The 21366-nt window shown below is 66.0% G+C and carries 21 protein-coding genes; 11 read left to right on the top strand and 10 right to left on the bottom strand.

Annotated elements, in window-relative coordinates:
- Positions 1–116: 116 nt before the first annotated feature.
- The 9 genes from I9P22_RS16485 to I9P22_RS16445 form a co-directional block, all read right to left on the bottom strand.
- Positions 117–884, bottom strand: a complete 768-nt coding sequence (locus tag I9P22_RS16485) for an SDR family NAD(P)-dependent oxidoreductase (RefSeq protein WP_199260597.1) — start codon at positions 882–884, stop codon at positions 117–119.
- On the bottom strand, positions 881–1894 hold the full coding sequence (locus I9P22_RS16480; protein WP_199260596.1) for a zinc-binding alcohol dehydrogenase family protein: 1014 nt from the start codon (positions 1892–1894) through the stop codon (positions 881–883). Before I9P22_RS16480 ends, I9P22_RS16485 begins: the two co-directional genes overlap by 4 nt.
- Positions 1895–1953: 59 nt before the next feature.
- Positions 1954–2607 (bottom strand): 2-dehydro-3-deoxy-6-phosphogalactonate aldolase, encoded by a 654-nt coding sequence (locus I9P22_RS16475; protein WP_199260595.1) that lies wholly within the window; start codon positions 2605–2607, stop codon positions 1954–1956.
- Positions 2604–3518 carry a 2-dehydro-3-deoxygalactonokinase gene (locus tag I9P22_RS16470; protein WP_199260594.1) on the bottom strand — a complete coding sequence of 305 codons (915 nt, stop codon included), beginning with the start codon at positions 3516–3518 and terminating at the stop codon, positions 2604–2606. The genes I9P22_RS16475 and I9P22_RS16470 overlap by 4 nt, the downstream gene beginning before the upstream one ends.
- A gap of 28 nt (positions 3519–3546) precedes the next feature.
- A complete protein-coding gene (locus I9P22_RS16465; RefSeq protein WP_199260593.1) occupies positions 3547–5073 on the bottom strand; it encodes a UxaA family hydrolase in 1527 nt (508 codons plus the stop codon).
- A 52-nt stretch (positions 5074–5125) separates the two neighbouring features.
- Positions 5126–5926 carry a transporter substrate-binding domain-containing protein gene (locus I9P22_RS16460; protein WP_199260592.1) on the bottom strand — a complete coding sequence of 267 codons (801 nt, stop codon included), beginning with the start codon at positions 5924–5926 and terminating at the stop codon, positions 5126–5128.
- An 84-nt stretch (positions 5927–6010) separates the two neighbouring features.
- Positions 6011–6745 carry an amino acid ABC transporter ATP-binding protein gene (locus I9P22_RS16455; RefSeq protein ID WP_199260591.1) on the bottom strand — a complete coding sequence of 245 codons (735 nt, stop codon included), beginning with the start codon at positions 6743–6745 and terminating at the stop codon, positions 6011–6013.
- Positions 6729–7373 (bottom strand): amino acid ABC transporter permease, encoded by a 645-nt coding sequence (locus I9P22_RS16450; RefSeq protein WP_199260590.1) that lies wholly within the window; start codon positions 7371–7373, stop codon positions 6729–6731. The genes I9P22_RS16455 and I9P22_RS16450 overlap by 17 nt, the downstream gene beginning before the upstream one ends.
- A 9-nt stretch (positions 7374–7382) precedes the next feature.
- Positions 7383–8066: an amino acid ABC transporter permease gene (locus I9P22_RS16445; protein ID WP_233253445.1), complete on the bottom strand. Its 684-nt coding sequence runs from the start codon at positions 8064–8066 to the stop codon at positions 7383–7385.
- A 274-nt stretch (positions 8067–8340) separates the two neighbouring features.
- On the opposite strand from I9P22_RS16445, the gene I9P22_RS16440 reads away from it, so the two are divergent.
- The 3 genes from I9P22_RS16440 to I9P22_RS16435 all read left to right on the top strand — a co-directional run bounded on the left by I9P22_RS16440 (position 8341) and on the right by I9P22_RS16435 (position 10504).
- Positions 8341–9135 carry an IclR family transcriptional regulator gene (locus I9P22_RS16440; protein ID WP_199260588.1) on the top strand — a complete coding sequence of 265 codons (795 nt, stop codon included), beginning with the start codon at positions 8341–8343 and terminating at the stop codon, positions 9133–9135.
- A gap of 520 nt (positions 9136–9655) precedes the next feature.
- On the top strand, positions 9656–9814 hold the full coding sequence (locus I9P22_RS24620; RefSeq protein WP_233253444.1) for a hypothetical protein: 159 nt from the start codon (positions 9656–9658) through the stop codon (positions 9812–9814).
- A 9-nt stretch (positions 9815–9823) separates the two neighbouring features.
- A complete protein-coding gene (locus I9P22_RS16435; protein ID WP_233253443.1) occupies positions 9824–10504 on the top strand; it encodes a nitrilase-related carbon-nitrogen hydrolase in 681 nt (226 codons plus the stop codon).
- Between the two features lie 289 nt (positions 10505–10793).
- Here the strand turns inward: I9P22_RS16435 and I9P22_RS16430 are convergent, their stop codons facing one another.
- Positions 10794–11717: a MurR/RpiR family transcriptional regulator gene (locus I9P22_RS16430; RefSeq protein ID WP_199260587.1), complete on the bottom strand. Its 924-nt coding sequence runs from the start codon at positions 11715–11717 to the stop codon at positions 10794–10796.
- 197 nt (positions 11718–11914) lie between these two features.
- Between I9P22_RS16430 and I9P22_RS16425 the strand changes: the two genes are divergently transcribed.
- The 8 genes from I9P22_RS16425 to I9P22_RS16390 are packed head-to-tail and all read left to right on the top strand — an operon-like array spanning position 11915 to position 21259.
- Entirely contained in the window at positions 11915–13240 is a 1326-nt protein-coding gene (locus tag I9P22_RS16425) for an aspartate aminotransferase family protein (protein WP_199260586.1), read from the top strand.
- Positions 13241–13247: 7 nt separating this feature from the next.
- On the top strand, positions 13248–14747 hold the full coding sequence (locus I9P22_RS16420) for a M81 family metallopeptidase (protein WP_199260585.1): 1500 nt from the start codon (positions 13248–13250) through the stop codon (positions 14745–14747).
- On the top strand, positions 14747–16336 hold the full coding sequence (locus I9P22_RS16415) for an ABC transporter substrate-binding protein (protein WP_199260584.1): 1590 nt from the start codon (positions 14747–14749) through the stop codon (positions 16334–16336). The genes I9P22_RS16420 and I9P22_RS16415 overlap by 1 nt, the downstream gene beginning before the upstream one ends.
- A gap of 54 nt (positions 16337–16390) precedes the next feature.
- The gene (locus I9P22_RS16410; RefSeq protein WP_199260583.1) at positions 16391–17335 is read left to right on the top strand and encodes an ABC transporter permease; all 945 of its coding nucleotides are present in this window, start codon (positions 16391–16393) and stop codon (positions 17333–17335) included.
- The gene (locus tag I9P22_RS16405) at positions 17332–18195 is read left to right on the top strand and encodes an ABC transporter permease (RefSeq protein WP_199260582.1); all 864 of its coding nucleotides are present in this window, start codon (positions 17332–17334) and stop codon (positions 18193–18195) included. Before I9P22_RS16410 ends, I9P22_RS16405 begins: the two co-directional genes overlap by 4 nt.
- Positions 18192–19859 (top strand): ABC transporter ATP-binding protein, encoded by a 1668-nt coding sequence (locus I9P22_RS16400; protein WP_199260581.1) that lies wholly within the window; start codon positions 18192–18194, stop codon positions 19857–19859. Before I9P22_RS16405 ends, I9P22_RS16400 begins: the two co-directional genes overlap by 4 nt.
- On the top strand, positions 19856–20713 hold the full coding sequence (locus I9P22_RS16395; protein WP_199260580.1) for a carbon-nitrogen hydrolase family protein: 858 nt from the start codon (positions 19856–19858) through the stop codon (positions 20711–20713). The genes I9P22_RS16400 and I9P22_RS16395 overlap by 4 nt, the downstream gene beginning before the upstream one ends.
- 12 nt (positions 20714–20725) lie before the next feature.
- A complete protein-coding gene (locus I9P22_RS16390; protein ID WP_199260579.1) occupies positions 20726–21259 on the top strand; it encodes a carboxymuconolactone decarboxylase family protein in 534 nt (177 codons plus the stop codon).
- The last annotated feature ends 107 nt before the right edge of the window (positions 21260–21366 follow it).

Raw genomic sequence — 21366 nt, 5'->3', positions numbered from 1 at the left:
TTGCGTGCCAAGGTCACCTCCCACGTAGAGATGATCTTGAATCACAGCCAGACGCGCAGGGGAATCCTTTTTGTCAACACAACCTAGCCAGCGCTGTCTCTTGCCAAGCCCGAAGGTCAGAACCCGGCCAGTGCTCCGCCGTCCACGGCCACCGTCTGACCGGTGATATAGGCGGCGGCGTCCGAGGCCAGGAAGACGCAGGTCCAGCCGACATCCTCGACCTCGCCGATGCGGCCCATCTGGATCCGGCCGAGCGCCTTGGCCTTGCGGGCCGGATCGGCGCCGGTCGCCCCGCGATACAGCGGCGTGTCGATCCAGCCCGGCGCGATGCCGTTCACCCGGACGTTCTGGCCGGCGAACTCGGCCGAAAGCGCGCGCACCACCCCAAGCAGGGCGGTTTTGGCGACCGTATAGCCCATCACATAGGGCAGGCCCATGTAGGAGGCCATCGAGGCGGTGAAGATGACGGCGCCACCGCCGGTTTCTGCCTGCCGGGCGATGATCGGGCGCGAGAATTCCAGCGCGCCGCGCAGATGCACGTCCACGACCGCGTCGATGTCCTGATGGGTCGTCTCAAGGAACGGCTTGCGGATGGTGTTCCCGGCGTTGTTCACGAGGATGTCGATCTTGCCGTGCCGCTCCAGGATGGATTTCGCGGCCGCGTCCAGCGCGGCGATGTCGGCCAGGTCCACAGTCGCGACCTTGGCGCCGGGGATGCGGCCGGCCGCCTGTTCCAGCAGGTCCCTGCGGCGGCCGACCAGGATGACCTCGGCGCCGGCGGCGGCCATGGCGGCGGCCATCGCCTCGCCCAGGCCGGAACCCCCGCCCGTTACCAGCGCGCGCTTGCCCTCCAGGCTGAAAGCCCGCTTGAAGCTGTCGTTCATAGTGCCACCATTACCTTGAGATTGTCGCGATTGTCGTTCCAATAGGGGAATGCCTGATCCGCCTGCGAGAAGGGAAAGGTCTTCGAGATCAGCAGATCCGCGCTGTCGCCGATCTTTTCCAGATGGGCGATCACGTCGCGGAAATCCTGCATCGTCGCATTGCGCGAGCCCAGGATGTCCAGTTCCTTGAGATTGAAGAAGGCGGTGTCGTAGCTGACCGGCGCCTTGGAATAGCCGACATAGACCACGCGCCCGGCATAGCCCGCGAGCGTGATGCATTGGGTGAAGGTGGCGGGCGTGCCCACCGCCTCGAAAACCACGTCCGCGCCCAAGCCGCCGGTCAGTTCCGCGACGGAGGCCTCGACATCCTGCTCGGCCGGGTTCAGCGTGACCGCCGCGCCGAAACGGCGGGCCAAGTCTAGCTTCTGCGCGCTCATGTCCACGGCGACGACCCGGGCACCCCGCGCCACCGCGCCGATCAGCACGCCCATGCCGATCATGCCGCAGCCCAGCACCACCACCGTGTCGCCGGCGCCGACCTGGCCGCGCGCGACGGCATGGAAGCCGACCGCCAGCGGCTCGACCAGCGCCAGGTGCTGCGGCGCCAGCGTGTCGTTCAGGATGATCTTTTCCACCGGCACGACGATTTCGGGCGTCAGGCCGCCCTGCTGCTGCACGCCCAGCGTCTTGTTGTAGCGGCAGGCATTCAGCCGGCCCTTGCGGCAGGACGAGCATTCGCCGCAATTGGTATAGGGCACCACCACCACGCGGTGGCCGGCGGCATATTCGGCCGGGACTTCCGCGCCCGCCTCGATGATCTCGCCGCCGATCTCATGGCCGGGCACGCGCGGCAGGGTCACCAGCGGGTTGAGCCCGCGCCAGGAGTTGAAATCCGTGCCGCAGAGCCCGACATGGCGCACCCGCACCCGGACGTCCTTCGGTCCCATCTCGGGCACGGCGATCTCGCCGATGACCGTATGGCCTTCCTTTTCGATGATAAGCGCCTTCATGTATCCCTCCATTCCGGGCGGAAGCTGAATTGGATGTGGCCGTCGGGCAAAGCGCCGCCTCAGCCGTTGCGCGCGGCGGCCTCGTAAGCCGCGATGATGCGGCGCGCCCGGGTGCCGACCTCGCCGGCCGACAGGCCGGGGCGGAACAGGTTCGAGCCGATCCCGAAGGCCGAGACGCCCGCCGCCAGATAGCTGGCGAAATTCTCCTCGCCGACGCCGCCCACCGCCGCGATGGTGGTATCGGGCGGCAGGATGGCGCGGATCGCCGCGATCCCGGACGGGCCCAGCACGCTGGCCGGGAAGAACTTCAGCGCCGAGGCGCCCAGCCGCAGCGCCCGCAGCGCCTCGGTAGACGTCAGGACGCCGGGCATCGTCACCATGCCGAAGCCCCCGGCCGCCTGCATCACCGCCTCGTCGATATTGGGCGAGACCAGCAGCCGGCCGCCGGCGTCATTGAGGCGCGCGACCTCTTCGGCGCGGGTGACGGTGCCGGCGCCGATCAGCACGCCCTCCGGCGCCAGCCGCGCCGCGATCTCGATCGAGCGGAAGGCGTCGGGCGAGTTCAGCGGCACCTCGATGGCCTGCAGGCTGGCGTCCAGCAGTTCCTGGGTGACGGCCTCGGCCTCGTCGGGGCGGATGCCGCGCAGGATGGCGACGATGGGCAGGGACAGGGCAGGAAAGGGCATGGGCGGCACTCCGGTTTGCGTGGTCATGGCCAGATCCGGCCGGCGGCGAGGGTCAGGCCGGCAAGGACCGCCCGGTCGGCGTCCTCGACGGCGAAGGCAATGCCGAGCAGGTCGAAAGCCTCGATGTAAAGATCGGCGAGCCGGCCCGAGGCGAGGATGCGGACGGGCGATCCGCCGGTCCCCTGCGCCAGCCCGGCCGCGATCTCGGCGCCGATCAGGATGCCGGAAATCCGGTCCCGCGCGGCATCGGCGTCCGCCCCGAACAGCAATTGCCGGCCGCGCACCTCGAACAACCGGCTGGACCAGCCGGCCGGCGCGGCGAAGGTCTCGGCGACCCCGGCCCGGAAGGCGGTGTGGTCGCGCCGGCCTTGGGCGCCCTCGACCGCGTGTTTCAGCAGCGTCGCGTTGGTCAGGGCCTGGAAGATTTCGCCGGTCATATGGGTCGAGAAGCTGGCCAGCGTGCTTCCCTCCAGCCGCACCCATTTCGAATGCGTGCCGGGCATCACCACGGTCTGCGCATCCTTGCCATGCGCGACGCCCAGAAGCTGGGTTTCCTCGCCCCGGATGACGTCGGGATGATCGGCGTCGCGCTGCGCCACGCCGGGCAGGATGCGGATGTCGCGGGCCGGATGCGCGACGCGGATGGCGCACGCCGCCAGATCGTCCAAGGGCGCGGGGCAGTCGAGATAGCCGGCCTCCACCCAGCCTTGCCGCGCGCCGGCCATGCCGCAGATGACGACACCCAGACCCTCGGGGGCCTGCATCGCGGCAAGATGGCTGTCGAGGATTTCGCGAAAGCCCGTCTCGCGGGCTGCGGTCATGCCTTGGGCGCTGCGGCGTTCGGCAAGCACCCGGCCGGCCGCATCGACAAGCCAGGCGCGGAAGCTGCTGGTGCCCCAATCGACCGCCGCGAAGCGGGGGGTGCTGTGAATGGCCATGGTTCAGCCCTGCTTTCTGGGTTGCGGATCAGGTGACGACGGCGATCTGCCAGGGCACGAATTCGTCCTGGCCATAGCCGTGGATCTCGCTTTTTGACGGCTCGCCCGAGGCGCAGGACAGCATCCGCTCGAAGATCTGCCGCCCGACCTCCTCGATGGTGGCGTTGCCCTCCAGGATCACGCCGCAGTCGATGTCTATGTCGTCCTGCTGTCGCCGCCATGTGGCCGAGTTCGTCGCCAGCTTCAGCGAGGGCGTCGGCATACAGCCGAAGGCCGAGCCGCGCCCGGTGGTGAAGCAGATCAGGTTCGCGCCGGAAGCGACCTGCCCGGTGGCCGAGATCGGGTCGAAGCCGGGGGAATCCATGAAGACGAAACCGTGCTGCGTCACCGGCTCGGCATATTCGTAAACCTCGGTCAGGTTGGTGGTGCCGGCCTTGGCAACCGCGCCCAGCGATTTTTCCAGGATCGTGGTCAGCCCCCCGGCCTTATTGCCGGCCGAGGGGTTGTTGTTCATCTCGGCGCCGTTCTTGGCGCAATAGTCCTTCCACCAATCGATGCGCGCGATCAGCTTCCGCGCTATCTCGGGCGAGGCCGCGCGGCGGGTCAGCAGATGCTCGGCGCCGTAGACCTCGGGCGTTTCGGACAGGATGGCGGTGCCACCGTTGCGGACCAGCAGGTCCACGGCCGCACCCAGTGCCGGATTGGCCGAAATGCCCGAATAGCCATCCGAGCCGCCGCATTGCAGGCCCACGGTCAGATGGGACGCCGGCACCGGCTCGCGCTTCACCTCGTTCAGGCCGGGCAGCAGCGAATTCACCAGCTCGATCCCCTGCCGGATGGCGTTGGTGGTGCCGCCGACATCCTGGATCGTATAGCTGTGCAGGGTGGCACTTTCCGTCAGCCCGCGCGAGGCCAGGATGTCGCCGATCTGGTTCGCCTCGCAGCCCAGGCCGACGAAGATCACGGCCGCGAAATTCGGATGCACGGCATAGCCCGAAAGCGTCCGGCGGATAATCGCCATGCCCTCGCTTTTCACATCGATGCCGCAGCCGAAGCCGTGGGTCAGCGCGACGACGCCGTCGATATTGGGGTAATCCGCCAGCGCCTCGGGGCGGATGTCGTGGCGGAAATGGTCGGCGATGGCGCGGGCGACGCGGGCCGAGCAGTTCACGCTGGTCATGATGCCGATGTAGTTCCGTGTCGCAACGCGTCCGTCGGGGCGCCGGATGCCCATGAAGGTGGCCGGCGGGTCGGCGTATTCGGTTGGCGCGGCATCGGCGCCGATGGCATAGTCGTTCTCGACGCTGGCCATCATTACGTTCTGGACATGGACATGCTGCCCGGCCCGGATGGGCTGCGTCGCCAGGCCGATCACCTGGTTGTAGCGCCGGATCGGTCCCTGGGCCGGAATGTCGCGCGTGGCGATCTTGTGGCCGGCCGGGATGGGTTCGCGCAGGTCCAGTCCTTCGGCCTCGATGCGCGAACCCGCTGCGAGGGGTTCAAGGGCGATAACGACGTCATCGTCGGGATGCAGCCGGATCGTCTTCGCTTTCATCACCATGTTTCCTGTATTCTGGGTCATGAAGGTCGTCACCGCCCGTCCCCGATCATTCCTCGGGGATCACGTCGGGCAGCGACGACAGGTGATAGGTCTGGTAGATCTCGTTCAGCTTGCCGTTGGCGAGGTTCTCGGCGACCCAGTTGTCCAGCCATTCCTTCAGCGCCGGCTCGTCCTTGCGCAGGCCGATGGCCAGCGGATAGGTGCGCAGGACGAATTGCGGCTCGATCTTGCGCGAGGGATTGGCCTCGTTGATCGGCACCAGCAGCGATTTCGCCACGACATAGACGTCATGCTGGCCGCTGAGCACGGCATTGGTTGTCATGGCGTTGTCGTCGTAGCGCACGATGGTCGCCTTGACCTCGCCGGCCGTGATGGCATCGGTGATCAGCGTGTCGTTGGTCGAGGCGCGGGTGACCGCGACCTCATGGCCCGCCAGGTCGGCCGGACCCGAGAGCTTCAGCCCGCCGGTGGTGGCCACGACGACTTCGCTGACCGCATAGGGCTTCGAGAAATCGACCTGTTTCTTGCGCTCCTCGGTGATCGAGAAGCTGGCGACGACGACATCGACCTTGCCGGTCAGCAGGAAGGGGATGCGGTTGGCCGGCGCGACCGAGACGACGTTCAGCTTGACGCCCAGGTCCTCGGCCAGCTTGCGGGCGGTGTCCACGTCCGAGCCGGTCTGGTTCATCGAACCGTCCACCATGCCGAAGGGCGCCTGGCCGATATCGACGCCGATGTTGACGATGCCGCGGTCGCGGATATCGGCCAGCGTGTCGGCGCCGGCGGGCAGGGCGGCGGTCAGGCCGACCGCGGTCAAGGCGGCAAGCGCCAGGTTGCGAATGTTCATGTCTTTCCTCCCATGAATGCAGGTTGGGGCAAGCGCCGGCCGCCGCTGGCCGCCGCCGGATGCCGGTTGAGTATCAGTCGAAGGTCACAAGCCGTTGCCGACGAACTGGCGCAGTTCCGGGGTCTGCGGCGCGGACAGCATCTCTCCGCCGCCTTCCTCCCAGACCCGGCCCTGGTGCATGAAGACGATCTTGTCGGCCACGCCCCTGGCGAAGGCCATTTCGTGCGTGACGAGGACCATCGTCATGCCGTCCCTGGCAAGGCTTTCCATCACCTTCAGCACCTCGCCCGTCAGTTCTGGATCGAGCGCCGAAGTCACCTCGTCGAAGAGCATCAGCTTGGGCTCCATCGCCAGCGAGCGCGCGATGGCCACCCGCTGTTGCTGGCCGCCGGAAAGCTGCTCGGGATAGGCGTCGAACTTTTCGGCCAGCCCGACCTTGCGCAGCACCTCGGCGGCATGTTCGCGGGCCTCGGGTTTCGACTGCTTCCGAACCCAGCGGGGCGCCAGCATGATGTTCTGGCCGACGGTCAGGTGCGGGAACAGGTTGTAGCTTTGGAAGACGATGCCCACGTCCAGATGCAGGGCGCGCAACTGGGCTCGGGTCACGTCGTGATGCAGGTGGTGGTTGCAGACGGTGATCTCGCCGCTGTTGATCTTTTCCAGCCCGTTGATGCAGCGCAGCGCGGTGCTTTTCCCCGAGCCGCTGCGACCGATGATCGCGACCACGCTGCCCGCAGCGACGTCGAAGGACACGCCTTGAAGGACATGCAGGCTGCCGAAGCTTTTGGAGACGTTGTTCAGTTTAACGATGGGCGACATTCAGTTTGTCCTCGAGTTTGCGGCTCCACCAGGCCAGCGGGTAGCACATGCAGAAGTAGAGCACGGCGACGACGCTGAAGATGATGAAGGGCTGGAACGTCGAATTGTTGATGAGCTTGCTGGTATAGGTCAGCTCGGCGACGCCGATCACCGAGGCCAGCGAGGTGTTCTTCACGATCTGGACCATGAAGCCGACCGTCGGCGGCGTCGAGATGCGCAGCCCCTGCGGAATGATGACCAGCCAGAACCTCTGGACCGGATGCAGGGCCAGGCACTCGGCCGCCTCCCACTGGGTTTTCGGAACCGCAAGGATGCCGCCGCGCCAGATCTCTCCGAAATAGGCGCTGGAATAGATCACCATCGCAAAGCTTGCGGCGGTGAAGGGCGCGAGGTCGAAGCCCAGGATGGATAGGCCGAAGAAGGCCAGCATCATCATCACCAGCAGCGGCGTGCCCTGCACGATCTGGATGTATGTGAAAGCGATGCCGCGCAGCACCCGATTGGCCGAGACCCGCATCACCGCGATGAGCAGGCCGACCGCGCCGCCCAGGACGAAGGCGATCAGCGACAGCCCGGCCGTCCAGACGGCGGCGGTCAGCAGGGCCTGCATTTGGAACGTCGTCAGCATCACTCTCTCCTAAAGCGGGGTGCCGAGGCGGCGCAGGCGCGGGAAGACCAGCCGCGACAGCGCCCAGAACCCCAGCCGAAAGACGAAGGCCAGGCCGATGTAGATCAGGGCGACCACCGTGTAGATCTCGAAGGACCGGAAGGTCATCGAGTCGATGCGCGCCGCGGTCGAGGTCAGCTCCTCGGCCGAGATCTGCGAGACAAGGCTGGTGGCCAGCATGATCAGGATGAACTGGCTGACCAGCGCCGGATAGACGCGCTCGGTCGCGGGCGGCAGCACGACGAGGAACAGGGACTGAAGCCAGGTGAGGCCAAGGCAGTCCGAGGCCTCGCGCTGGCCCTTTCTCACCGATTCGATGCCGGCGCGCATGATCTCGCAGGTATAGGAGCTGACATTGATGACAATGGCCAGCACAGCGCAGAACTCGGCCGACAGCTTGAAGCCCACCGAGGCCAGCCCGAAATAGATCATGAACATCTGCACCAGCAGCGGCGTGTTGCGGATCGCCTCGACATAGATGGCGCAGACCCGGCGCAGCAGCTTGCTTTGCGCCGTGCGGCCGATGGCCAGCAAGGTTCCAAGCAGGAAGCCGAAGATGATCGACAGGAGAGAAAGCTGCGCGGTCTGGGCCAGGCCCTTGAGCAACTGGGGCCAGTATTCCGCGAGAAAGCTGAAATCGAATGTGTAGGTCATGCGCAAGGCACCTGCACATCCCGTGAGGCCGGGCGGATCAAATGTGGAATGCCTGGCTGTGCGGACAAGCATGACTTATCCGGCCCCGGCCTTGCCGGGTTCATTGCTGGCAACGGAATCACGGTCGCCTCCCATATCCGATTAGTTCGCTGCGTCCTCCCGGCGCAGTTAGCGTTTCATATTATGGGAGCAAATCCCATGTCAAGCGAGAATCATAAAAGTCTTTCAAATAGTGAGTTATTGTGCCATAATATGGGAAATGATCTGATCGAGGATGGATATGGACGCCGAGAACACCAAGGCTGGTACGCAATCGCTGTCGCGGGTTTTCGCGGTCCTGGAGGCGGTAAGGGCCGGCCAATCCGATCTCGCCTCGATCGGCAAACATGTGGGGACCGGGCGCAGCACGACGCATCGCCTGGTCAGCTTCCTGCTGCAGCACAGCTACCTGCGCCAGATCGACGGGCGGGGTTATGTGCTGGGGCCGGCGCTCATCAGCCTGGGCAACGCCGCGCTGGAGCAGATGCCCCTGACCAGCTGCGCGCGGCCGCATATCGAGCGGCTGGCGCGCGAGACCGGCGCCTCGATCCACTTGAGCATCCGCGAGGGCGATAATATCGTCTATGTGGACAAGATCCCCGGCACCAAGGGGCTCGAGATGCGCTCGCATGTTGGACTGCAGAAGCCGATGGCGACGACGGGCACGGGCAAGGTCCAGCTCTTCGACTCGCCCGAGGCGGAATGGCGGCGGCTTTACGACCTGGCGCGCGAGGATGCCCTGGCCAGCCCCATCGCCCCCCCCGGCTTTCTGGACTGGGAGGTCTTCAGGGCCAGCTTGGCCGACTTCCGCGACAAGGGGTTCGCGATCGAGCGCGAAGAGAATGAGGTCGGCATCAGCTGCGTCGCCGCCCCGATCCGCGACGCCCGGGGCGCCATCGTCGCCGGTCTCAGTGCTGCGGGTTCCGTGCATTACATGTCGGACGAGAGGCTAGAGGCGCTGATCGCCCCGGTAATGCAATGCGCCAGCATGGTCTCGGCGGAACTGGGATATGCAGGTCTGACGTCGTGAAGCTTCGAAACAAGTGGCCTTGGATCAATGAGTTTCGACTGAATGGATGGAACACCCGTGGCAGGTCGCCTGCGCCCCACACAGATTTCGGGCAATTCCGCACCGGCCGCTCGGCGGCGCGAAGCGGTCCATCGGGCGCCGTCCCGATGGACCGGCCGGGCCGGGACGCGGCTAGGCCATGGATGGCGCAGGCGATGTCGGGGTTCTCGGCATCCGGAACGGTGCGATCACTGCCAGTCCTATCCCGAGGCGGGGTTTTCCCGCCTCGCACGACTGCTTCGACCGGGAGCAGTAACCCCTGGCAAAGCCGGAAAAGCCCGTTATCCTTGGCGGCCAGATGGACAGCGCTTGCCCGAGGGCGGCGCAGTGCGGAGCTTGAGGCATAGACGGACGGATTGGGCGGACTGAACAAGACCGGGAACGGCATCGTCCTGGGGCTGGTGCAAATGCGCAGCCCCGAGATCGCAGCGCCCGGGGATCTGGTCTCGCGGCCGAGCGGCTCGCCTCCTTCGTGAGGCAGGTGAAGCGGGGACGACTGAACATCGAGCCTGTCGTCTTTCCCGAATACTCGCTCAACGGGGCGTCGAAAGCGATCGACCCCGAGTTGCAATGCGCGATCGGCGGCCCGCAGATCGGCCTGCTGCGCGATGCCTGCCGGCGGGACGGCGTCTGGGCCTGATTCTCCTTCATGGAGTTCAATCCCCACGGCAACCCCTACAACACGGCGATCCTGGTCGATGACGAGGGCCGGATCCGCCTGCATTACCGCAAGCTGCATCCCTGGGTTCCCGGCGAACGGTGGGAGCCGGGCAACCTGGGCCTGCCGATCTGCGAGGGCCCTGGGGGCTGCAAGATCGCCGTCGCCATCTGCCGCGACGGGATGTTCCCCGAGGTCGCCCGGGAAGCCGCCTACAAGGGCGCCGAGCTGCTGATCCGCATCGCCGGCTATTCCTCCTCGCCGCGCCACCAATGGCACCTGACCGCGCAGGCCGACGCCTTCTGCAACCTGATGTATACGGCCAGCGTCTGCGGCTGCTCGGCCACGGGACCGTTCGGTGGCATGGGCCGGGCGATTATCGTCGGCTTCGACGGCGTCCCCATCCGCCAGGGCGGCGACAAGGAAAACGGGCTGGTGACCGCCGAGATCCGGCCGGATCTCTTGCGCGAGGCACGCCGGACCTGGGGGGCCGAGAACAACATCTACCAGCTTGGCCACCGGGGTTTCGTCGCGGTCGAGGGCGGCGCGAAGGATTGCCCCTATACCTACATGCAGGACATGGTCGCGGGGCGCTACCGGCTGCCATGGGAGGACGAGGTGCTCGTGACGGACGGCACGGGCGCAGGGCATCCTCCGCCACGGCGGGCATAGAGGCGGGGCCGACGAACAGCCGACGGTTTCCGGAGATGTCTCGGGCTATGGACACTGTTGCGCAAAGAAGTGGCCACGGGCAATGACGGGGCGACGGTCTGGATCAAGGACGGCGCGTCGCTGCCATCTGACATCCTCGACATGCCCGCGTGATCCGTGAGGATTAAGGCGTGCAGCAGGCTGCGCGCATGGTCCATCATCTCTCAATGCGCGGGCAGCCTGTCCAGCGCGCCCGATTTGCCGTGGATCCCCAGCCTGTCGACAATGGTTTCGGATGATCGAGCAGCCGTTATCCCTCGCGATCTGCTTTGTCAGTCTTGCCATTCCTCGAACCCCTGGGCGGCAAGCGACGCCTGGGGGCGGTATAATAGGTATTGAGCTCCAGCAGGTGGCGGTCGGCGTTCTGCAACGCGGCCAGCGCGCCGTCGCGGTCGCGATTGGCCAGCAAGCCGCAAAGCACCTCGGACACCGCCAGCGCCGGCGTCAGCGTGTGAAAGAAGGTCGGGCTTTCGGTTGGACAAAGGATCACCTCGTCGGCGATGGCGACCAGAGGCGAGACTTCGCTGTCGGTGATCGCCACCACGGCCAGCCCCTTGTCGCGCGCCATATGCGCCAGTTCCAGCGAATGCCGCGCATAGGGGGCGATCGACACCGCCAGCAGCACGTCCTGGGCCCCTGCGCCCATCAGCCCGTCGCCGACCGTGCCCGCCGGCCCGTCCAGATGCACGCTGCGTTCGCCCAGCAGGGTCATGACATAGTGGAAATGCCAGGCGACCAGGTGGCACGAGCGCAGCCCCAGAACGTAAATCCGGCGCGCCTGGCCCAGGCGCGCGGCAGCGGCTTCAAGCCGGGCGATAGCACCGGACTCGGTCAGGCGCGCAATCTGCACCGACAGGCTTTGCAGCATCTGCACGGCCAGCCCTTCGCCGCTGGCGCTGGCGCGTTCCTGCTGCGCGGCAAAGCCGTCGATACGCTGGCGGATGGCGCGGGCATGATGGGTGCGGATGTCGTCATAACCGTCCAGGCCCAGGAACTTGGCCAGCCGAGTCATGGTCGATGGCTGCACCTCCGCGTTGCGGGCCAGCTGCCGCATCGAAACCAGAGCCACCTCGTCGGGATGTTCCAGGATATAGCGCGCGGCCTGCTGCAATTGCGACGGCATGCTGTCGAAGGCGGCGATCAGCCGGGCCCGTAGGGCGTCCTGATGAGACATTCGTTCCAAGCCTTTGGGACAGATGTGGGCAAGATTGGCAAAATTCCGGCAAAGTGCAACAGCTTTGCTCAAAAGGAGGCGATACAAACGTCTCCCCGTCAAAATAACAAAACATTTGTTGCTTACTTGACTAAGTTTTGGCACAAATGGATTGGGAGCAGGGGAAGGCGATTCTCCTTCATCAACGGGACAAATCAATGACCAGAATTCTCCACCGCTCGATTGCGGCGTCGCTGCCGCATGCCGTCGCCGGACAGGGTGTCCATATCCAGGACGCCGAGGGACGCAGCTATATCGACGGTTCGGGGGGGGCGGCGGTCAGCTGTCTGGGCCATGGCAATCCCGAGGTGCTGGAGGCAATGCGCGCGCAGATGGATCGCATCGCCTATGCCCATACCTCGTTCTTCACCACCGATGCGGCGGAATCGCTGGCCGAGCGGTTGGTGGGGCTGGCCCCCGAGGGGCTGGATTACGTCTATCCGGTTTCGGGCGGCTCAGAGGCGGTCGAGGCGGCGCTGAAGATGGCGCGGCAATATTTCGTCGAGATCGGCCAGCCGCAACGCCGCCATATCATCGCGCGGCGGCAAAGCTATCACGGCAACACCATCGGCGCGCTGGCCACCGGCGGCAATGCCTGGCGCCGGGCGCAGTTCCAGCCGATCCTGCCCGAAACGCATCACGTCTCGCCCTGCTACGCCTGGCGCGACCAGCGCGCGGACGAAACCGCCGACGACTACGCCCTGCGTCTGGCCGACGAGTTGGACGCCAAGATCCGCGAGCTTGGCACCGATGAAGTCATCGCCTTCGTGGCGGAGCCTGTGGTCGGCGCGACCATGGGCGCGGTGCCTGCGGTGCCCGGCTATTTCCGCCGTATCCGCGAGGTCTGCGACCGCCATGGCGTGCTGCTGATCCTTGATGAAGTCATGTGCGGCATGGGCAGGACCGGCACCATCTTCGCCCATGAGCAGGAAGGAATCGTGCCCGACATCGTCACCATCGCCAAGGGCCTGGGCGGCGGCTATCAGCCCATCGGAGCGGTGATGCTGTCCGAGGCGATCTATCGCGCCTTTGCCGAAGGGTCCGGCCTGTTCCAGCACGGCCACACCTATATTGGCCATCCAGTCGCGGCTGCAGCCGCCGACAAGGTGGTCGAGATCCTGTCGCGCCCCGGCCTCATGGAGCATGTGCAGGCCATGGGAGAGCGCCTGCAATCCAGTCTCGACGCGGCGCTGGGACAATCGCCTCATGTCGGCGACATTCGGGGCCGGGGGCTGTTCCGGGGCATCGAGCTCGTCGCCGACAAGGAAAGCAAAACCCCCTTCGATCCGGGGCTGCGCGTCCATGCCCGCATCAAGAAGGAAGCGATGGCACGCGGGTTGCTGTGCTATCCGATGGGCGGGACCATCGACGGGGTGCGCGGCGATCACGTCCTGCTGGCGCCGCCCTATATCATCCAGCCCGAGGAAATCGACCAGGTTGTCGACCGTCTTGCCGGCGCCATCTCCGCCGCGACGGCGGGATAGGGCCGCCATGGCGCTGCGCATCGCATTCGCCGGATTCAACCTGGAATCGGTCAGCACCGTCCCGCAGCGGGTCGAACTGGCCGAGTTCCAGCGCGTCTGCACCCGGGGCGCCGAGATCCCGGCGCGGTTTCGCGACACCAACACCGTGCCCGGCGGCTGCATCGCGATCTGCGAGGCAGAGGGTGCGGAATTCGTGCCATTGTTTCATACGCTGTTGGGCGCACTTGGTCCCGCCAGCGACGAGGCGGTCGAGTTCTACACCCGCGAATTGCTGGACGGCGTGGCTACGGCGGGGCCGCTGGACGGGATCGTCCTGTTCCTGCATGGCGCCTGTTGGGCCGAAGGTTTTGCCGATGTCGAGCGCCACGTCATCGACAGCCTGCGCGCCGCCCAGCCCGATCTGCCCATCGCCGTCGCGCTGGACTATCACGGCAACGTCGATGCGCGGATGCTGCGCGGCGCCGATATCGCGGTGGCCTATCGCCACTCGCCGCATATCGACATGGGCGAGACCGGCGAGCGTGCCACCCGCGCCCTGCTGCGAATGATCCGGGAAGGCCGCCGGCCGGGGCTGGCGGTGGCGCGGCCGGGGATCGTGATCCCCTCGATCATGTCCGCGACCTCGTTGCAGCCGCTGGCGACGGTCATGGCCGAGGCGCGTGCCGCCGAGGCTGCGGGCGATTGCGACATCTCGATCATGGCCGGGTTTTCCTATGCCGATGCTGCCAATACCGGCATGTCGGTGATCTGCCTCGACTGGGCGGGGCAGGCGTCGGCCGAGGCGCGGGCGTTGGATTTCGCTGAAAAACTGCACGGGCTGCGGCGCGAGTTGTCGGCGGCGGTGCCGGTGCTGACCATCGATCAGGCGCTGGCCGATCTGGCGGCGCATCAGGCGACGGGACGTCCCGTGGTGCTGCTGGAACATGCCGACCGGATGAACGATTCCACCCATCTGCTGCGCGCGCTGCTGGAGCATGATCCCGGCCCGGCCATGGTGCCCTTCCTGCTGGACCCGGAGGCCGCGGCGCAGGCCCATGCGGCGGGGGCGGGCAGCCGCATCACGCTGTCGCTGGCCGGCAAGTCCGCGCTGGAAACCGGCGGGCCGCTGGAGATCGAGGCCGATATCCTCTGGACCGGGCCGAAATCCTTCACGGTTTCGGGCCGCTATCAGCAGGGCAGCTTTGTCGATCTGGGGCTGACGGCGCTGATCCAGATCGGGCGCGTCCGGGTTTCGGTCGTGTCGCATTTCGCCTTCGCCGTGGATGGCGACGCCTTCACCATCTTCGGCGAAAGCCCGCAGGATTACGAGATCATCCTGCTGCGGTCCAAGACGCATTTCCGCGATTTCTACGAACCTATGGCCGAGCGTATCCTGGTGGTCGATACCCCCGACCTAGGGCCTGCGGATGTGCGGCTGATCCCCTATCGCCGGCTGGACGTCACGCGCGCATGGCCGTGGTGCGAACTGCCGGACATCACAAAAGAACCAGAAACAGGAGAGGTATGATGACGATTACTGGACTTCGCGCCCTTGGCGTGGCCGCGATGGCGGCGGGCTGGATGCAGGTGGCGCCTGCACTGGCCGAGACCGAGCTGAACGTGGTGATGCAGGCGCCGCTGCGCACGTTGGACCCGCATCTGAGCACGGCGCAGATCGTGCGCACGCATGGCTTCATGGTCTTCGACACGCTGTTGGGCATGGATGCGGATTACAAGCCGCAGCCGCAGATGGCGGATTACCAGGTCTCGGACGACGGGCTGACCTATACCTTCACCCTGCGCGACGGGCTGAAATGGCATGACGGCAGCGATGTCACCGCCGAGGATTGCGTCGCATCTCTGAAACGCTGGGCCGCGAACGACGCGGCGGGCAAGACGATGATGGAATATGTAGCCTCGATCGAGGCCACCTCGGACAAGGTGCTGGTGCTGACGCTGGCGAAACCCTTTGGCCATGTGCTGGAACTGTTGGCCAAGCCTTCGCCGGTGCCCCCCTTCATGATGCCGAAGCGGCTGGCCGAAACGCCCTCGGGCGAGCAGGTGACGGATATGATCGGCTCTGGCCCGTTCAAGTTCGTGGCCGAGGAATACCGCCCCGGCGATCAGGCCGTCTATGTGAAGAACGAGGATTATGTCCCGCGCACCGAGCCGATGAGCTGGACCGCCGGTGGCAAGGTGGTGAATGTCGACAAGGTGGTGTGGAAGGCGATGCCGGACATGCAGACCTCGATCAACGCGCTGCAATCGGGCGATGTGGACCTGATCGAGCAGGTGGCCATCGATCTGCTGCCGCTGTTGCAGATGAACGACGAGGTCGAATATGGCGTGCTGAACCCGTTGGGCATCCAGGTCACGGGCCGCTTCAACCATCGCCTGCCGCCCTTTGACAACGCCGATGTGCGCCGCGCCGCCATGTATGCGCTGGATCAGGAGCAGCTGATGCAGACCGCCATCGGCGACCCGGAATATTACACGCTTTGCGTGTCGGCCTATGGTTGCAAGGTGCCGCTGGCCTCGGATGCCGGCTCGGAATTTCTGACCGGGAACGCCGAGGAGCGCATGGCCAAGGCGAAGGAGCTTCTGGCGAGTTCCGGCTATGACGGCACCTCGGTGCTGATGATGCAGCCGACCGACCTGACCATCCTGTCCACCCAGCCCATCGTCGCCGCCGAGCGGCTGCGCGAAGCCGGCTTCACGGTCGAGGTCGCCTCGATGGACTGGGCGACGTTGCAGTCGCGCAAGAACGGCTGGCAGCCGGTGGCCGAAGGCGGCTGGAACATGCTTTTCACCTATTGGGGCGTGACGGGCATCTGGAACCCGCTGGTTCACGCATTGCTGGACGGCTCGGGGGACGACAACGCATGGTCTGGCTGGCCGGTCAGCCCCGAGATCGAGGCGCTGCGCAAGGAATACCTCGTCACCGGCAATCTTGAAGACCAGAAGCGCATCGCCTCTGAGATCCAGAGCATCGCCTATGACCAGGGCTTCTATTTCAACGCCGGCGAGGCCCAGACCGTTTCTGCCTGGAGCAAGGGGATCGCCGATCTTCAGCCCGGCCCGATCATGTTGTTCTGGGGCGTGACCAAGCCCGAATAAGCCCGCGCGGCGGGCGCGGGCCCGCCGCCATCCCCTTTTTCCACAGAGGATGCCATGGCCTATTACCTGATACGCCGGTTGCTGATGGCGATCCCCGTCATGGGGCTGATCGCGCTGATCGTCTTTCTGCTGTTGCGGCTGACGCCGGGCGATCCGGCGCAGGCCATCGCGGGCGATCAGGCCACCCCCGAACAGATCGCGGCGATCCGCGACAGCCTGGGGCTGGACGCGCCGCTGACCTCGCAATTCGTGACCTGGATCGGCAACATGCTGCGCGGCGATTTCGGCTATTCGCTGATCTCGCAGCGCCCGGTACTGGAGATGATCGGCCAGCGCATCGGTCCGACGCTGGCACTGGCAACGGTGGCGATGATCCTGACGGTGGTGATCTCGATCCCCCTGGGCATCCTCGCCGCGCGCAGGCATGGCCAGCTTGTGGACCGCTTCGTCATGTCGCTGTCCGTGATCGGCTTTTCGGCGCCGATCTTCGTGATCGGCTATGTGCTGATCGGGATCTTCGCCGTAAACCTGAAATGGTTTCCGGTGCAGGGCTACAAGCCGCTGGCCGATGGTCTGTGGCCCTTTCTGCATCGTATCTTCCTGCCGGGGCTGGCGCTGTCCTCGATCTATATCGCGCTGGTTTCGCGCATGACCCGGGCCGCGATGCTTGAGGTTTTGCGCGAGGACTACATCCGCACCGCCCGCGCCAAGGGCCTGTCGGAACGGGTGATCCTGTTCCGCCACGCGCTGCGCAACGCCGCCATCCCGATCCTGACGGTGGTGGGGACCGGCTTTGCGATGATGATCTCGGGCGTCGTGGTGACCGAGACGGTGTTCAACATTCCCGGATTGGGCCGGCTGGTGGTCGATGCGGTGCTGGCGCGGGACTATCCGCTGATCCAGGCGATCATCCTGCTGACCGCCGGCACCTACGTCGTCATCAACCTGCTGATCGACATTTCCTATGCCGTGACCGATCCGAGGATCCGCTATCAATGACCGCGCCCGTCACCCCCGCGCTGCCGCGCCGCCGCCTGGCCGAGAACCTGCCGCACTGGACCATCGTCCTGTCGCTGGTCGTCCTTGCCGCCACCATCGCCATGGCCGTCTTCGCCCCGCTCCTGGCCAATTTTCCGCCCACGCAGCTTAATGCCGCAGCGCGGCTGCAACCCGCTTCGGACATCTACTGGCTGGGCACCGACAGCTTCGGGCGCGACCTTTATTCCCGTGTCGTCTATGGGGCGCGGGTATCGCTTCTGGTCGGCGCGGGTGTCGCCGTGGGGTCGATCCTGATCGGCCTGCCTCTGGGGCTGCTGGCGGGCTGGTTCCGCGGCTTCGACGCGGTGATCATGCGGGTCATGGACGGGATGATGGCGATCCCCGGCATCCTGCTGGCCATCGCCATCGTGGCGCTGACCAAGGCCGGGCTGGTGACGGTCATCATCGCTATCATGCTGCCCGAGATCCCGCAGGTGGTGCGATTGGTGCGGTCGCGCGTGCTGGCGGCGCGGGCGGAATCCTATGTCGAAGCCGCGCAGCTTCTGGGCACTCCCGCGCCCACGTTGATCATGCGTCACCTCATGCCCGCGACGATCGCGCCGCTGATCGTGCAGGCGACCTATATCTATGCCTCGGCCATCCTGACGGAAGCAGCCTTGTCCTTCCTGGGCGTCGGCATCGGCACCGAGATCCCGACCTGGGGCAACATCATGGCCGAGGGGCGGCTCTATTTCGCCATGAAGCCGTGGCTGGTCTATTGGCCCGCCATCGTGCTGTCGCTGTGCATCCTGTCGATCAACCTGCTGGGCGACGCGCTGCGCGACCGCCTTGACCCGAAGATGAAGGGAAGGGGCGAATGAGCGATCCCGTGCAACCCAAGCCGGTCCTGTCGATCCGCGACCTGCACGTCTCGACCTGCGGCCGCGAGCCGGTCGAGATTCTCAAGGGCATCGGCTTCGATATCGCGGCCGGGGAAACGGTCTGCCTGGTGGGCGAATCCGGTTCGGGCAAGTCGGTCACCTCGCTGGTGACGATGGACCTGCTGCCGCAGGGCGAGTTGCGGACCACCGGCGGCTCGGTCCTGCTGAACGGAGAGGACATTCTGACCGCCACCCCCGCGCGCACCAAGACGCTGCGCGGGGCCGATATGGCGATGATCTTTCAGGAACCGATGACGGCCCTGAACCCGGTGCTGAAGATCGGGCTGCAGATGGACGAGGTTTACCAGACCCATCGCAAGATGCGCCCGGCCGAGCGGCGGCAGGCGGCGCTGGACATGTTCGCCTCGGTCCATCTGCCCGATCCTGCGCGTATCTATGACAGCTATCCGCACCAGCTTTCGGGCGGTCAGCGCCAGCGGGTGATGATCGCCATGGCGCTGGCGCTGAAGCCGAAACTGCTGATCGCGGACGAACCGACGACCGCGCTGGACGTGACCACCCAGAAACAGATCCTGACCCTGATCCACGAATTGCAGGAACAGCAGGACACCGCCGTTCTGTTCATCACCCATGACATGGGCGTGGTTGCCGATATCGCCGACCGGGTCTGCGTCATGCGCCACGGCGAGATGGTGGAAACCGGACCGGTGGATCAGGTGCTGGCCCGCCCGAGCCAGCCCTATACCCAGGCGCTGCTGCGCGCCGTGCCCTCGCTGACCCCGCGCGCGGCCCGCGCCGGCAAGGACGGCCCCGCGGTGATCGAGGTCAGGTCGCTGGAAAAGGTGTTCGAGATCGGTTCGCTGCCCGCGCGCCTTCTGGGCCGTGCGCCGCATCGCGTGCAGGCGGTCGATACGGTGAATTTCACCCTGTCGCGCGGGCGCACGCTGGGGATCGTGGGCGAAAGCGGGTCCGGCAAATCCACCGTGGCGCGCTGCGTTTTGCGGCTGGAGGATCCGACCTCGGGTGAGATCGTGATCGACGGCCAGGACATTGCCCGGCTGCACGGCGCCCGCGCGCTGGCCCCGGCGCGGCGCCGGGTGCAGATGGTGTTCCAGGATCCCAACCGCTCGCTGAATCCGCGCCTGCGCATCGCCGACAGCATGATCGAGGGGCCGCTGAACCTGGGGGAAAGCCGCGCCTCAGCTTTGGAGCGGGCGGGCGAGCTGATCGAGGTCGTCGGCCTGCCGCGCACCAGCCTGCGGCGCTTTCCGCATCAGTTCTCGGGCGGGCAGCGGCAGCGCATCGCCATCGCGCGGGCGCTGATGATGGACCCCGAGGTGATCGTCGCCGACGAGGCGGTTTCGGCGCTGGACGTGTCGGTTCAGGCGCAGGTGCTGGAGCTTATGGCCGACTTGCAGGCCAGGCGCAATCTGGCGATCCTGTTCATCACCCATGACCTGCGTGTCGCCGCCCAGATCTGCGACGAGGTGATGGTGATGCGGCGCGGCCGCGTCGTTGAACACGGTCCCGCCGGGGAGGTTCTGGCTCATCCGCGTGACGATTATACCCGCGCGCTGATCGCGGCCGCACCCGGACGCGACTGGGACTTCGCCATCGGCCGGCGGCTGGGGGTGCCGGCATGATCGCGGCAAGCCTTGTCCAGATGGATGTGACGCCGCTCGACCCGTCCGCAAACCTGCGTCGCATCCATGATCACATCGTGGCCGAAGCGGCGGCGGGCACGAAGCTGATCCTGTTCCCCGAACTGGCCAACCTCGGCTATGTCGAGCCGTTGGTGCCCGGCGGCCCGATGACCCAGCCGCCTGCGGATTACGCCTTCGCGCTCTGGCGCGCCTGCGCCGCGCCGGACGGCCCCGAAATCGCCGCGCTGGCCGAGGCGGCGCAGCGGCACGGCGTCCATATCGTCATCGGGCTGGGGATGCGCGATCCGCTGCGCGACGGGGTGATGCGCAACGCCTCGCTGCTGATCGGGCCGGGGGGCGTGCTGGGCAGCTATGTGAAGCTGCACCAGTGGCAGAACGAAAAGCTGTATTTCACCCGTGGCGACCGGATCGACACCTTCCCTTTCGGCGATACCCGGCTGGGCATGCAGATCTGCTACGATATCCGCTTCCCCGAGATCACCCGCATCCTGGCCATGCAGGGGGCGGGGATCGTCACCTCGGTCTGGGCGTCGTTCGGCGGGCAGGATATGCCAGTATCCGACGAGGCACTGTTCATCCACCGCGCCTATACCCGCGCCACCGAGAACGGCATATTCTTTCTCAGTTGCAACCGCAGCGGCAGCCATGGCGGACAGCGCTTCTTTGGTCGTTCCTGCGCGCTGGCCCCGGACGGCACGGTTCTGGGCGCACTGGATCACGACGGCGAGGACGTGTTGCGCGTCGAGATCGACCTGTCGCAGATCGCGCGCTATCGGGGCTTTACCGGCATCTGGACCGACCGCGCACCAGAGATCTATGCGAAATACCTGTAAACGGAGCCTGCCATGACCTCGCCCTGTCAGCCGCTGACCGATGCCGAATGGCCCGCCGAGATCCTCGATCTGCGGGACGGGTTCGCGGGGGCGCTGAACGTCTATCGCACCATGGCGCATCACCCGGCACTGCTGCGGGCCTGGGCGCCGCTGCGCCAGCATATCGTCAAGGATAATGCCTTGGGGCCGATCCGTTCGGAGCTGGTGATCCTGCGAGCCGCCTATCGCATGGGCTCGGCCTATGAATGGGCGCATCACGTCAGCCGGGCGCGGGTGCTAGGGATGGACGATGCTCGCATCCTCGCCATGCGCGGCCATCCCGAGGGGGAGGACGGGCTGATCGCGGCGGCGGTCGATGCCCTTTTCGATCAGCGCCGCCTGCCCGAGGCGCTCGAGGCCGAGCTGGCGCAGACCATCGGGCGCGAGGCGGTCATGGATCTGATTGCCACGGTCGGCTTCTACTCGGTCCTGGGCTATATCCTGATGACCTACGATACGCCGGTCGATGCCGGAGTGGCAGAGGAAATGCGAGAATGCCCGCTTTAGACTCCATTCTTTTCCGGCGGACTAGGTTGTGTTGACAAAAAGGATTCCCCTGCGCGTCTGGCTGTGATTCAAGATCATCTCTACGTGGGAGGTGACCTTGGCACGCA

Source organism: Paracoccus binzhouensis, from assembly GCF_016446475.1.
GTDB lineage: Bacteria > Pseudomonadota > Alphaproteobacteria > Rhodobacterales > Rhodobacteraceae > Paracoccus > Paracoccus binzhouensis.
Note: the sequence above shows the minus strand (reverse complement) of the source record. Positions and strands in the feature narration are given on the sequence as shown.

Coding starts and splice junctions, on each gene's coding strand:
- I9P22_RS16485 (WP_199260597.1), bottom strand. CDS start 884: ATGAACGACAGCTTCAAGCGGGCTTTCAGCCTGGAGGGCAAGCGCGCG.
- I9P22_RS16480 (WP_199260596.1), bottom strand. CDS start 1,894: ATGAAGGCGCTTATCATCGAAAAGGAAGGCCATACGGTCATCGGCGAG.
- I9P22_RS16475 (WP_199260595.1), bottom strand. CDS start 2,607: ATGACCACGCAAACCGGAGTGCCGCCCATGCCCTTTCCTGCCCTGTCC.
- I9P22_RS16470 (WP_199260594.1), bottom strand. CDS start 3,518: ATGGCCATTCACAGCACCCCCCGCTTCGCGGCGGTCGATTGGGGCACC.
- I9P22_RS16465 (WP_199260593.1), bottom strand. CDS start 5,073: ATGAAAGCGAAGACGATCCGGCTGCATCCCGACGATGACGTCGTTATC.
- I9P22_RS16460 (WP_199260592.1), bottom strand. CDS start 5,926: ATGAACATTCGCAACCTGGCGCTTGCCGCCTTGACCGCGGTCGGCCTG.
- I9P22_RS16455 (WP_199260591.1), bottom strand. CDS start 6,745: ATGTCGCCCATCGTTAAACTGAACAACGTCTCCAAAAGCTTCGGCAGC.
- I9P22_RS16450 (WP_199260590.1), bottom strand. CDS start 7,373: ATGCTGACGACGTTCCAAATGCAGGCCCTGCTGACCGCCGCCGTCTGG.
- I9P22_RS16445 (WP_233253445.1), bottom strand. CDS start 8,066: ATGACCTACACATTCGATTTCAGCTTTCTCGCGGAATACTGGCCCCAG.
- I9P22_RS16440 (WP_199260588.1), top strand. CDS start 8,341: ATGGATATGGACGCCGAGAACACCAAGGCTGGTACGCAATCGCTGTCG.
- I9P22_RS16435 (WP_233253443.1), top strand. CDS start 9,824: ATGGAGTTCAATCCCCACGGCAACCCCTACAACACGGCGATCCTGGTC.
- I9P22_RS16430 (WP_199260587.1), bottom strand. CDS start 11,717: ATGTCTCATCAGGACGCCCTACGGGCCCGGCTGATCGCCGCCTTCGAC.
- I9P22_RS16425 (WP_199260586.1), top strand. CDS start 11,915: ATGACCAGAATTCTCCACCGCTCGATTGCGGCGTCGCTGCCGCATGCC.
- I9P22_RS16420 (WP_199260585.1), top strand. CDS start 13,248: ATGGCGCTGCGCATCGCATTCGCCGGATTCAACCTGGAATCGGTCAGC.
- I9P22_RS16415 (WP_199260584.1), top strand. CDS start 14,747: ATGACGATTACTGGACTTCGCGCCCTTGGCGTGGCCGCGATGGCGGCG.
- I9P22_RS16410 (WP_199260583.1), top strand. CDS start 16,391: ATGGCCTATTACCTGATACGCCGGTTGCTGATGGCGATCCCCGTCATG.
- I9P22_RS16405 (WP_199260582.1), top strand. CDS start 17,332: ATGACCGCGCCCGTCACCCCCGCGCTGCCGCGCCGCCGCCTGGCCGAG.
- I9P22_RS16400 (WP_199260581.1), top strand. CDS start 18,192: ATGAGCGATCCCGTGCAACCCAAGCCGGTCCTGTCGATCCGCGACCTG.
- I9P22_RS16395 (WP_199260580.1), top strand. CDS start 19,856: ATGATCGCGGCAAGCCTTGTCCAGATGGATGTGACGCCGCTCGACCCG.
- I9P22_RS16390 (WP_199260579.1), top strand. CDS start 20,726: ATGACCTCGCCCTGTCAGCCGCTGACCGATGCCGAATGGCCCGCCGAG.